Source organism: Paenibacillus sp. FSL K6-1122 (genome assembly GCF_037977015.1).
Classification (GTDB): domain Bacteria; phylum Bacillota; class Bacilli; order Paenibacillales; family Paenibacillaceae; genus Paenibacillus; species Paenibacillus amylolyticus.
In genome coordinates, this window is record NZ_CP150272.1 from 5,842,079 (window position 1) to 5,853,718 (window position 11,640).

Annotated in this window: 12 protein-coding genes; 6 read left to right on the forward strand and 6 right to left on the reverse strand. The window is 45.5% G+C overall.

The annotated features are described in order from the left end of the window. Positions 1 to 54: 54 nt before the first annotated feature. Both NSQ20_RS26140 and NSQ20_RS26145 read left to right on the forward strand, forming a co-directional pair. Positions 55 to 540 (forward strand): hypothetical protein, encoded by a 486-nt coding sequence (locus tag NSQ20_RS26140; RefSeq protein WP_076319803.1) that lies wholly within the window; start codon positions 55 to 57, stop codon positions 538 to 540. 616 nt (positions 541 to 1,156) lie between these two features. Further along, complete coding sequence (locus tag NSQ20_RS26145) at positions 1,157 to 2,803, forward strand: RNA polymerase sigma factor (RefSeq protein WP_076319804.1); 1,647 nt, start codon at positions 1,157 to 1,159, stop codon at positions 2,801 to 2,803. A gap of 230 nt (positions 2,804 to 3,033) precedes the next feature. Here the strand turns inward: NSQ20_RS26145 and NSQ20_RS26150 are convergent, their stop codons facing one another. After that, positions 3,034 to 4,569 (reverse strand): helicase DnaB, encoded by a 1,536-nt coding sequence (locus NSQ20_RS26150; RefSeq protein WP_211082976.1) that lies wholly within the window; start codon positions 4,567 to 4,569, stop codon positions 3,034 to 3,036. 384 nt (positions 4,570 to 4,953) lie between these two features. Further along, on the reverse strand, positions 4,954 to 5,247 hold the full coding sequence (locus NSQ20_RS26155; RefSeq protein ID WP_036673352.1) for a YuiB family protein: 294 nt from the start codon (positions 5,245 to 5,247) through the stop codon (positions 4,954 to 4,956). Positions 5,248 to 5,476: 229 nt separating this feature from the next. Here NSQ20_RS26155 and hemQ point away from each other — a divergent pair, with 229 nt between their 5' ends. Beyond that, positions 5,477 to 6,223, forward strand: coding sequence for a hydrogen peroxide-dependent heme synthase (hemQ, locus tag NSQ20_RS26160; protein WP_211082975.1), 747 nt, complete (start codon positions 5,477 to 5,479; stop codon positions 6,221 to 6,223). Between the two features lie 334 nt (positions 6,224 to 6,557). Here hemQ and NSQ20_RS26165 read toward each other — a convergent pair whose 3' ends face one another. Together NSQ20_RS26165 and NSQ20_RS26170 are read right to left on the reverse strand one after the other, a co-directional pair. Further along, entirely contained in the window at positions 6,558 to 6,812 is a 255-nt protein-coding gene (locus NSQ20_RS26165) for a hypothetical protein (protein ID WP_036605767.1), read from the reverse strand. Further along, the gene (locus NSQ20_RS26170; RefSeq protein ID WP_036605766.1) at positions 6,809 to 8,002 is read right to left on the reverse strand and encodes an NAD(P)/FAD-dependent oxidoreductase; all 1,194 of its coding nucleotides are present in this window, start codon (positions 8,000 to 8,002) and stop codon (positions 6,809 to 6,811) included. The genes NSQ20_RS26165 and NSQ20_RS26170 overlap by 4 nt, the downstream gene beginning before the upstream one ends. Before the next feature lie 627 nt (positions 8,003 to 8,629). Here NSQ20_RS26170 and NSQ20_RS26175 point away from each other — a divergent pair. Further along, positions 8,630 to 9,631, forward strand: a complete 1,002-nt coding sequence (locus NSQ20_RS26175; RefSeq protein WP_036605764.1) for an NAD(P)/FAD-dependent oxidoreductase — start codon at positions 8,630 to 8,632, stop codon at positions 9,629 to 9,631. Between the two features lie 76 nt (positions 9,632 to 9,707). Next, the gene (locus NSQ20_RS26180) at positions 9,708 to 9,959 is read left to right on the forward strand and encodes a hypothetical protein (RefSeq protein ID WP_076319806.1); all 252 of its coding nucleotides are present in this window, start codon (positions 9,708 to 9,710) and stop codon (positions 9,957 to 9,959) included. Between the two features lie 21 nt (positions 9,960 to 9,980). On the opposite strand, the gene NSQ20_RS26185 is transcribed toward NSQ20_RS26180, so the two are convergent. Continuing rightward, on the reverse strand, positions 9,981 to 10,124 hold the full coding sequence (locus NSQ20_RS26185; protein ID WP_017692430.1) for a sporulation histidine kinase inhibitor Sda: 144 nt from the start codon (positions 10,122 to 10,124) through the stop codon (positions 9,981 to 9,983). Positions 10,125 to 10,479: 355 nt separating this feature from the next. Beyond that, complete coding sequence (locus tag NSQ20_RS26190) at positions 10,480 to 11,139, reverse strand: YheC/YheD family protein (protein ID WP_076253234.1); 660 nt, start codon at positions 11,137 to 11,139, stop codon at positions 10,480 to 10,482. A gap of 238 nt (positions 11,140 to 11,377) precedes the next feature. Here NSQ20_RS26190 and NSQ20_RS26195 point away from each other — a divergent pair, with 238 nt between their 5' ends. After that, positions 11,378 to 11,632, forward strand: a complete 255-nt coding sequence (locus NSQ20_RS26195) for a hypothetical protein (protein ID WP_017692428.1) — start codon at positions 11,378 to 11,380, stop codon at positions 11,630 to 11,632. Positions 11,633 to 11,640 lie beyond the last annotated feature (8 nt).

The following is an 11,640-nucleotide window of genomic DNA, read 5'->3' on the forward strand; positions in this document are numbered from 1 at the left end:
ACGTTTATTTAGGAAACGAGTACCCAGGAGGGGATTGTCATAAAAGTACAGACAATGCATTTTATTTTCAGTGTTGTAGCGTTATTTTTACTATCAGCTTGCGCAGGTGGTGTTACTGGCTCTAGCCAGCAGAATGAACCAGGTGAACCTTATCGTATGGCGTTGGAGGAGTTAATTTCAACAGATACGGCTCTTAATGAAAACATGGAGTATATCTCATTGGATTTTGATAAAGGAATTTCATTAAAGGATTCTGATAAGAAAAGCATTGACGATTACCTTCACAGCAAATATAACGTAAAAATTTATAACCTAACCTATGAAGAATTGATTGAAGAAGGACTGTCTGAACGGTCTGATAATACGCTAAAAGGGATTTTACTGAAAATTGAAAAGCAGGAGAAGCAATCAGATAATAACATTGCCATAGAGGTCAGTAAGTATCGTGCCAATGAGGGGTCGCTCTCTGCAAAAATAACTTTAACCTATGAGGAAGGTAAATGGAAAGTTGCTACTCATACTCCTACAAGGGAAAGTTAAGGATATAATTTTTTTCCAGTGAGAGTACTAGGAAAAGTTTACTATGACAATTATCGAAGTAGCCCTTTTGGGCTTTTTTTTGTCCGTATTTTCTGGAGTACATCCCCCCTAAAGGTATACCAATAAGGATTGTTAGCATTTTTGCACGATCCCTATTGTCATCCGTTAGTTCTAAACCGCAGTTGATTACGTCGATTCTTTGAGCATTAAGCTAACGTTTCTCGTTAGTATAATGAATTTCAATTATGCGTTTGAATAATTAATCGAGACCACTCCTGGTTAACTACGGAACGAAGGAGTACCCCAAGTACCCGAAGAAGAACTTCGGCTCGTGCTCCTAGTTTGTATCCTCCCATAGTTGAACGGAAAAGAAGTATCTTTATATACTAAAAGTGAGACCTTTACATCTAAAGTAATCTTCATCTCGTTTAACAAAAAGTTCATAACGTCTCTTTAACCATTTAAATAACCTACTCATGATGTTGATGTTTGTAATTATACATGTATGAGCGATCCGTTAGGACGTCCAAATTTTAAAAAAATAATCCCAACCTTTATTTCGCCTGGCACACTATATAATTGTCAGGAATTACAGATGCAACTATGGAGGCAAAAGATGGATTCAATTGGTAAAAACGGAAAAGAAGCAGCGGAAGCAATTCGGAGCTATGTCAAACCGATTTTCGGTTTTGCATTAAACCGGGTCAAGCAGCGGGCCGAGGCGGAGGATCTGGCTCAGGAGATTATGCTGCAGTTGTTGAAATCCTTCTCTGGGGTGCGGGACATTAGAAGCCTTGACGCTTACGTCTGGACGGTTGCTCGATACACTTGGGTGAATTGGTTGAAAAAGCGTGCACACGCTCCCCAAGCGATCGAAATCAACGGCATGTCCGAACTGTCGGCCGCCCCTTCTCGGGAACCGCTTGACCGGTTGCTGGTAACCGAAGCTTACCGCGAGCTCCGCCGAGAAGTCGCGTTTCTGTCCGACATCCATCGCCGGATCGTGGTCATGCATTACTACGACGAGCTTAAAATCGGCGATATCGCGATTGCTCTGAACATTCCTGTCAACACGGTGAAGTGGCATTTGAGCGAGGCCAAAAAGAAGTTACGGAAAGGGATGAAACGTATGCGTGCAACAGGAACTTTAAGTGTCAATCCGGTCAGCATGGGGGAAATGGGCCATTCCGGTTCGGCCGGCAGCCTGGGCGAAACCAACGATTTTCTTGGACGCGCCTTGGCGCAAAATATCGTTTACGCGGCTTATCATAAGGCGCGTACCGTACATCAAATCGCGGAGGAGCTCGGAATGCCGCCGTCTTTGCTGGAAGGCGAAGTCCGGCACCTGGCCGATTACAATTTTCTCATCCAAACCTCTCCCGGCAAATATCAAAGCAATACCATCGTCTGGGACCTCTTCGAGTTAGCCGTAGCTGGTCATCAATTCTGGCAAGATTGCGCCGCCGAAGTGGCCGATGTTCATTTCGACGCAATAATGGAAGTTCGCCGGCAAGTCGAGGATAGCGGAGTTTACGTTCCGGACGGCGACTATAATTTCCTGCTCTGGACCTTGCTGCCCAAGAACATCGAGGAGCAATCTTGGCGGAGCATGCCGGCTGGCGAAAACTTCGATGCGGTCGCACCAATGCGAAAGGACGGAGGTCAATATATTGCCTATGCGGCGTTAAATCGGAGCCACTATGCCGATCCGGGTTTTGATATGAGTAGTTACGTCACCTTCGGTCCGTCGCTCCGCTACGTCGAAGACTCTCCTTTATACTTGTGGCAATTCAATACGTACTGGAGCGACCGCCAGATGGATTGGCGTTTGCTGGAATATCGGAATGTCGAGATTTGTCATGCGTTCCAACAAGGGGAACTGCCCGACAACGAAGAGAACGCTGAGCAATATTCGTTCCTGCTGGAGAAGGGGTACATCCGCAAGACGAAGGAGGGGTACAAGTTCAATGCGGTCTGGATGGACTCTCCGCAAACGTTGGATCGGTTGAACAAAGCAATGCCGGATTTGTCCGCTCTGTATGCGCCTGCTGTCGGCAAGCTCTACGACAAAATGCTCAACCTGTTCCTGCAAAATCAGCCGAAGCATTTGGAGCCGCAGCTTGCTTACATGGTGAGAGGCAACACCGGCGGAGGCCGGCTTGTCGCTTATATTTTGAAGCATTTGATCGATAACGGGAAGTTAAAACCGCCGTTGCCGCACCAGCAGAAGACGATTTCAACCTGGATGGGGCCGGTCAAGTAAGTCAGTTCGGAAATGTATACGAAGAATAGCCGTTCCCGGATGGTGGCCGTTTTTACACAAAACTCTGTCTGTCCAACGAAGTGATTAGGACATCGCTATTTCACACGGCCCCCTCCTGAACGTATGGAAATGATTAAACGTAAAATACGTTTCTTCAGTTCAACTTATATAGCAAAAAGGCGAGTCTCCATTAATCGGAGGACTCGTCTTTTTGGCTTTATTAAAAATATTTAAGAAGTGCCTTTTTGCTTACTCGCCTGCATCTGCTGGGCAAATCGCATCATCTCTTCGAACTCTTCCTCGGATACGGCGTCTCCATCGGTGCTTATGTCTTGTACAATCGGAATTTCGGGCTTGGCTTTGGTTCCTTTGCCGTATGTACGGGTACGGGTTCCAGCTGCACCAGCAGCCTGTTTGCCTTTGACCTTGGCCTGATCACGAATATATTGAACAGCTTTCTCGTAAGAGTTCACCTGCTTGAGCAACATGTTGGAGGCGATCGCCTCAACGAAGTTACGGTTAATCCGCTGCTCGCCGCCGGATACAAGCAATGCCATCAAATAATGAATCAATACATTAATGACTTCACCCGGCAACTTGTAACTCAGATCAATTTTCTCAAATATATCGATGAGATTGTCCGGTACTGCACCTGGGAAGAACGTCTGCAGCAGACGTGTGTATGGCTCATTACGCAACATCATATTATATTGATGAATATCACACTTGGTCATAAATTGCGGAGGTACTTCGACGTAGTATTCCATCTGTACCCCATGCTCAACAGGTGGTTCACCGGAGTCCTCTTTCCGTTCAGGCTCCTCCATATGCTGTCTCAGTGCCACGACCTTGGCTGCCTGTACAGTCTGTTGTTCATGACGCTTCTTCGTCTGTCTGAACTGCATGCTCGCCTTATGCTGAAGATCATCCAGAATCAGCTGGCCCTGTGGACTGAAGATATCATCTTCGTCCAGGAGTCGGCATACATCCTGCACACTGAGGTTGAACTTATTCACTACATAATTTACAATGCCCAGTTGTTCGTGATCGAACCGCAATTGTTCTACATGGCGGCGATTGACGGACTCCCGCGGGAAACGCAAAATAATGTCGGCATAGTTCAAACTGTTTTCTTCCGCTGCATCGTTCGTGCCTGTCCGCTGAGCCGTAGTCGATACTTCCGACAATGCTTGCTCCAACTCGTAATCAATCACATGGGTATTCAATTCAAATATATCGTAAAAGGGAACGGAAATATTCTCTTTATTGGCTGCCGGATAAGGTGCGTCCCCATTTTCCACCGCCGAGAAACCGGAACGCAGGGAAAGGACAGCGAATTTGCCAATCTTGTCACGAAGCAACAGTGTCAAATGCTGTGTCCGGAAAAATTCTACCGGAGAGAGCGGCGGTTGCAGCTCATATTCGTAGATGTAATCATCATTTTCCGGTATATATAGCCGTGAAGTCTGAAGTAGCCCCACTGCCTCAAGCTTGGATGTCTGCTCTAACAAATATTTGCGCCCTTTCTCACTTGGCTCCAAGCCAAGCGTCATGAACAGCCTCCGTTGCTGTTCAAGCGGCGAATAACCGACCTGTTCACCGGGAAGATGCTGAAACAACAGCCGATACAAGCCAACCGCAAAAGCACCTACCATGGGCTGATATGCTCCTGTAAGCATACGGTCATCCAGGGCGCTAAGTCCAAACTCCCTGTATACGCAGTAGCGATGATGTTCAGTATAATGGTGCAGATTCTTCATGCGCATAGCCTGATCTCCTTCTCCCCAAAAGTATGTTTATCTATTCTATCATAAATGTCTGATCCTCAAATGCTCAAAAACAGGTAAAAAGATGGCCTGTTCTCGCTCCGTTTCGTCCTAGGTCGACATCATTCACGTTTTCGCCGAATTCAGTAAATTTCTAAATAAAAATGTCGAGAGCCGCTAGAATACTATAAAAGCTGTAGCCGCAGAATACAAGGGAATATCTAAAGAGAATGTTCTCCAGATGTATATGAAGTACAAGTGTACAATAATCCTTCTAATATAAATGAATAGCAAAAAAGCCTTCCCTTTGTAATCGTAAGCGTTTACGACAAAGACAAGACTTTCACGCGTTTACAGTGGCATGTGTTACCTCTTTCCAACAATCTAAAACATTCTGTACCCACCCAAACGCAACTTCTGGATCGTCCAGCCACTGATTATCGCACCAGCCAGTCCAGCGATGCCCGTCATATAGTCTACAAGCTGGAAAGAACCCAGATGTGACATCAGAGATGACGACTGATCCCATAGAGAGTACACAACAATAGGCAGAATTACAATAATGAACAGATAGGAAGGAAACCAGGTTGTCTTCATCAGCATGTTCAGAATGAAACCGATACCAAACATCATAACGAAGAATAATACCATCAATACCAACACAGGTATAAATTGCATCGGGCGACATTCACCTCTTCTTTCACACATTCAGGTTTCACTTCTGGATAGTAGTTAGTGTACCGCAAAAAATGTGGCGAAGCAACGAACTTTCTGGACAAATTTCCCTATATTTATACTCTGTTCATTTGCCCTTCTGCTTCATGTTGGGATACAATGTAAACGATAAAGCACTCACCCGTCCCTTATAGGGGATTTGGAAATATACCTTGCAGGAGGAACACAACCAATGAACGAAGCCGCATCAACACTGGAGGGCTGGTATGCCCTGCATGATTTTCGCTCGATTAACTGGGCCGCCTGGAAAGCAGCAGATGATGAGGAACGTGCTGTAGCACTGGACGAGCTGGAAGAATTCTGGAAGGAATGGAAAGAAGTCGAGAATTCATCCCAAGGAAGCACGGTCGTTTATACCGTAGTGGGACAGAAGGCTGACCTTTGCATGATGCATCTGCGTGAAACGCTGGAAGATCTGAAGGCTGTTGAGAACGCGTTTAACAAAACGATGTTTGCTCAGTACACGACCAAATCTTATTCTTACGTCAGTGTAGTGGAACTTAGTAACTACCTTGGCAAAGAAGGCGAAGACCCGATGCAGAATCCGGAGATTATTGCCCGTCTGAAACCAGTTCTGCCACAACGGCAATACATCTGCTTCTATCCGATGAACAAAAAACGTGAGCTGAATGACAACTGGTACATGCTGTCTATGGACGAGCGTCGCACCATGATGCGTAGTCACGGCATGATTGGCCGCAGCTATGCGGGTAAAGTAAAACAGATTATTACCGGCTCCGTCGGTTTCGACGATTGGGAATGGGGCGTTACGCTATTTGCGGATGACGCACTTCAGTTCAAAAAACTCGTCTATGAGATGCGTTTCGATGAAGTTAGTGCCCGTTATGGCGAATTCGGTTCGTTCTATGTGGGAAGTCTGTTGAACGAAGGAACACTGGAAGACATGCTTAAGCTGTAGAAACAGCACAAAGCACAATAAAGCACCGCGACATCTCCTGTAAAGGATATTGTCAGCGGTGCTTTATTATCTATCTATATTCTACTACCTCAAGCTTGATTTAGATCTATATTGTTTGAACTATTTATTTACACAAAAACGGAAAGGACAGAAAAAACCTGAAAAAGCGAAGCTACAAGCTTTCTGAAAGAAAGCTGCATCGGAAGCATACGCTATCACCGGATTTTCCCTTTAACAAAAGGGAATCAAAAAAATCTGGGGATAACAGCGATTGGAAGGTTATTCTGTCATTGAAGTGTATGTGTAAACATCTTTAGTTCAACTTATATCGTCTCTAATCCTCGTCCTCATCATCTACCGCTTTCAGCGATTCGAGGAATTCGGCTGTGGCCCGATCACGGTCACGCCCCTTCTCTTTAAGCCGCTCAATCGCAGGCATAATGAGAATATCCACTTCTTTCTGCACGATGTAGGCCAGATCATACTGATCCTGTTCCTCGAGATAACCACCGACCTGCATCAGGGCGTTGTAACGATCCAGCTCTTCACGTGTTAATAGTCCCCGGACCTGAACACTGCAATGTCTCATCCAAAAAACCGCCCTTTCTTCAGGACTAGCGGAATACCACCAATGATGAACAGATAACGCAGATCAACCAGCTTCTTCAGCTGAGCCGCTTTCCAGCCTTTGTATTTCTTGCCGCCTACAACGGCAATAGCTTCACCTTTACCCAATGAGGCAACCGTGCCTTTGCTCGTAAATACAAAAGGTTGTGGCTGTTTCTTGCGAATGGATGCCACAACGTTCTTGGCGCAGTTCACACCCTGCTGCATCGCAATCTGGGCTGTTGGTGGATAAGGCCGTCCTTCAGCGTTGAAGACAAGTGAATTATCACCAATGACATAGACATGCTCATGCCCTGGAGCACGCAAGTAGTCATCTACTTTCACACGTCCTCGCATCACTTCAAGACCTGCCTGTTCAAGCAGTGAGTTACCGCGAATACCGCCGGTCCATACGACTGTAGCTGCATCGAGCTTTTCACCTTCACCCACAATAACCCCGTCCGGGAGACATTGCTTGATTGGAACACCAATTTTGAAAGTAACACCCTTTTTCTTGAGCACATTCATTGCATGTTCTACCAATTCCGGGTCAAATCCAGGCAAGGCCGAAGGCGCTGCCTCTACATTATAGATGTGCACATGTTTCGGATTCACGTCGAACTCCTTGCACAGCTGTGGAATACGATCTGCAAGTTCAGCTACGAATTCAACACCACTGAAACCCGCTCCACCTACGACAAACCGAATACGATTTCGTTTGTTATCGTTTTTGTACATCGCAAATTGATATTCGATGTGTTCTCGAATCAGTCTGACCGAGTTAATGCTGCGGATTGTCATGGCGTGATCGAGCATCCCTGGAATACCGAAAGTCTCAGGCTCACCGCCTAGTCCAATAATCAGATAATCATAGGATAACGTGCCGTCCTCCAGAATAATCTTCCGATCCTGCAGACGAATCTCCTTCACGGACGACTTGACCAGATCAATCTTGAACTCATCAATCAGCTTGGAAATGGGCACTCTTGCATGCTCAATGGTATCCGTGCCGGCTGCCGGCATATGTAGATGTGTAGTAATATAATGATAATCATGCCGATTCACCAGTGTGACGTCGGCCTCGTTATAGTTCAATTCCTTCTGCAGCCGCTGGGCTGTCAGAATCCCGCCATAGCCCGCGCCGAGGATGACGATTTTGGGAATACTGCTCATGTCTATACCCCTTCCGGTTTCACTTGCATCAGCCCGATCTTGGGTGAGATACAAAATGCACATACTTACAAATATTGATGAGGTCTTGCCCATTATGACGACAAATGTTAACTTCGCGAATTTATTTAAACGTTTGCATCAATTTCATAACTCACTAAAAATGGATTTTATGAAACTAGATATCGACGTATCGAACCGTTTTGATCTATATCTAGACTTGATTGAAGCAACTAAAGGGTTTATGAAATTGATACGTTTGCACGCAAGTTATCGTTTCAAGTTGTGAAATTAACCACAAGATTCTACAAAACACGGGATCTGTCTCCATATTACATATTGACTCTAAATTAGACAAAAAAACACATAGTACAGGTCAAGGATATCTGTATTTCTAGTAAAGATCAAGGTTTTTTTTGTTATTTTTCATAACCTTTCATTTCCAATTTCATCCTATTCTCATCTGATCTTCATCAATTGTTCCCAGTTTCGTGACGCCGCTAACTTTGCAACCCTGAATACACCGTTTATAATAGGAAAGACAGTTCAGCACCCATGCCGGTTACGATACGTAGCCTGCACATTCTTTCTGTTAACTACCTATTAAAATATGAAAGGTGTTGTTGATTCTTGACTGCACAAAATTCCAGTCATGATATGACTGATTTACTTATTATCGGTGGAGGCCCTGCGGGTCTGTTCGCCGCGTTTTATGGTGGGATGCGTCAGGCATCCGTTACACTGGTTGAAAGTATGCCACAGCTTGGGGGACAACTTGCCGCTCTTTACCCGGAGAAATACATCTATGATGTAGCCGGATTCCCGAAAGTAACAGCTCAGGAACTGGTGAATAACCTGGTTGAGCAAATGAATCATTTTAACCCGAACATCCGCCTTGAAGAAAAGGTTGTATCGGTGGAGAAAAAGGATGAGCAACATTTCGTCGTGAAGACGGATGAGAATGAATATCATGCCAAAGCCGTCATTATTACAGCTGGTGTAGGTGCATTCGAACCACGTCGCCTGGAGCTTGAAGGTGCTGCCAAGTTCGAGAAGAGCAACCTGCACTACTTCATCAGTGATCTGAATGCCTTCGCTGGCAAAAAGGTACTGATCAGTGGGGGCGGTGACTCCGCGGTAGACTGGGCACTTATGCTGGAGCCTATCGCTGAGCAAGTAACGCTGATCCATCGCCGGGACAAGTTCCGTGCACATGAGCACAGTGTCGAAAACCTGATGAATTCCAAGGTGAATGTGGTTACACCGACCGAAATCACGGAACTTCATGGGGATGACACGATTACCAAGGTAACCCTTTCCCATGTGAAAACCAAAGAAACACAGGAAATCGAAGTAGATGACGTGATCGTTAACTTCGGATTTGTCTCTTCTCTCGGCCCGATTGCCGAGTGGGGTATCGAAATTGACAGCAATTCCATCGTTGTTGATTCCCGCATGGAAACATCCATTCCAGGAATCTTCGCTGCCGGAGATATCACAACATATCCGGGTAAACTGAAGCTGATCGCTGTCGGATTTGGCGAAGCTCCAACAGCCGTCAACAATGCGAAGGTATACTTCGATCCGGATGCCAAGTTGTCCCCAGGACACAGCAGTAACATGAAACGCTAGTTTTGCTGAAATAACATATATTGATACAAAAAAGGGTATCTTACTCCTGAGTGAATCCATATCAGGAGGGATACCCTTGTCTTATATATGCCCGCTGTGTAACGGTCTGGTTGTACCGGAGCAGGCTTGCCCCCACTGCCTTCAGGGACTGTTAGAATGCGGCAAATTGGATGATTACACCGGACCATACAGCCCCTACGTATTCCAAACTTCCTCTGACACGGCAGACGAAGTCGAAAACGTTTGCAATCATGTGATGTACTGTCACCATTGTCAGACGAGCACGCCATGGCCAGTCTCACTATGGGACTTGTCCGGAAACCTGTAACATTGCCTGCAATGAGGATCTCTAGTGAAGAATGGCAGATACGTCGGTACCCAGTTTGCGCTTATGGATTTCTGCCAACAGCAGTGCGATGAAATCTCGTTCGAGATTCAACTCAATCGCTTTATGGTAGGAATCCAACAACATCTCATCGGATAACATAGCCATTTCCCGCCACAACCTTTCCTTTTTTTTCCTCAAAACTATCATATCAGAGATTCATATAGAGAACAAGCGTTCTTGTTATCCACAACGATATGTGGAAATCCTGTGCATAGTTTGTTGATAATTGGAAAAAATGTAGAGTAATCAACGTGTATAGTGTGGACAATATTTATGCACAGGGAGTTTGTACTACTGTCAGAACGTTTATCAGCGTATTTTTTTTGGAATAAATTCATAGTTTCAAGACTTGTTGCGAGTAAATTACCCGGTAATGTAAAATTTCAAACGGTTTTCATACCGTTTTCTTTTATATATTATCGGTTTTTCTTGAATTTTCTTGAGTTTTCCCATTCATTTTCTATTGGGGTCTGGTATTCACTTCCAGAATCCAGATCTTGCCTGAATAATCCAGTCCATAATCAAATCCAAGCTGACCTACACCAGGGAACTGACTTTCCATAATGTACGTACATGTCAGTGTAAGTGAACGCATCTCCCGGCGTTTGTGCCGACCGGATATATGTGGCAGGGATAAACCAAGAGCTCGCCTTCCTGATAACATGGTGCCACCCTTGCTCAGATTCGTCACACAGAGTCCGGGACGAGCGAGTCGCCCTACTAATGAACGGAATACCCAGCCTCGTTGGGTTTTGACAACTTTGACTCTGTAATCAACAGGTCTCCCTTGAATTGTTGCCAGATGAATGCCTTGCTGGATCAAGTACTTGCGTCTAGCCTTTACACGCACCAGAGAGCGATACATCTGGCTGAAACTGGCGAAAGAACGGGTCGTTTTCATATGGGTGTATCGATAAGCTCCACCACTGGCCGATACCCGGATAACACCGTAACCTCCGCCTCCTACAATAGGTTTGACATACACCATTCCATAACGACTGAGCATTTGCAGCAGATTACCCGAGTTGAATGCCTTGGTCTGTGGGATATGGACAGCAGCTACCGGGTATTTCATCAGAGCCGCTGTCTTCCGCCATTTGCTTGCAAGTTGTCTCGACATGGGTTGATCTCCTTCCTTGAAACAATAGTCCTTCCTTATACATACTCAACAGAAGCCTTGCTTTCTTGGATGTCTGTCCACGGCAAAGGCCCCTTTTCCATGTAACCTGTCCCAGGGGTGATGGCGGAAACGGGAACAAGCGCCCGGTTTACTTTTCAAACAAGTCAATCTGTCGTATGCTACTAAGGAATGGCTTGGAAGGGCTTAAATATGAGGATCTAAGGAGCGTTAAGAACAAATGGAAGCATTTTTCAAATCACTTTATGGCGTAGCCTATTTTGCAATGTCGATCGTTCTGGTAGCTGTTACGGTACTTCTCTTTGTCACAGGTATTCGACTGTTTATGCAAAAGCGTAATCGCGGCTTTGCCGTGAGTTGTCTTATATTTGCCTGTTTCATCGTCTTTATCATTGTTGTTATGTTAACTACGCCCTTCTCTGCCACACCGCCGGGTTCACCGGAAGCCATGGCTGCCCTTCTTCACTTTGGGTAGTTGAACCT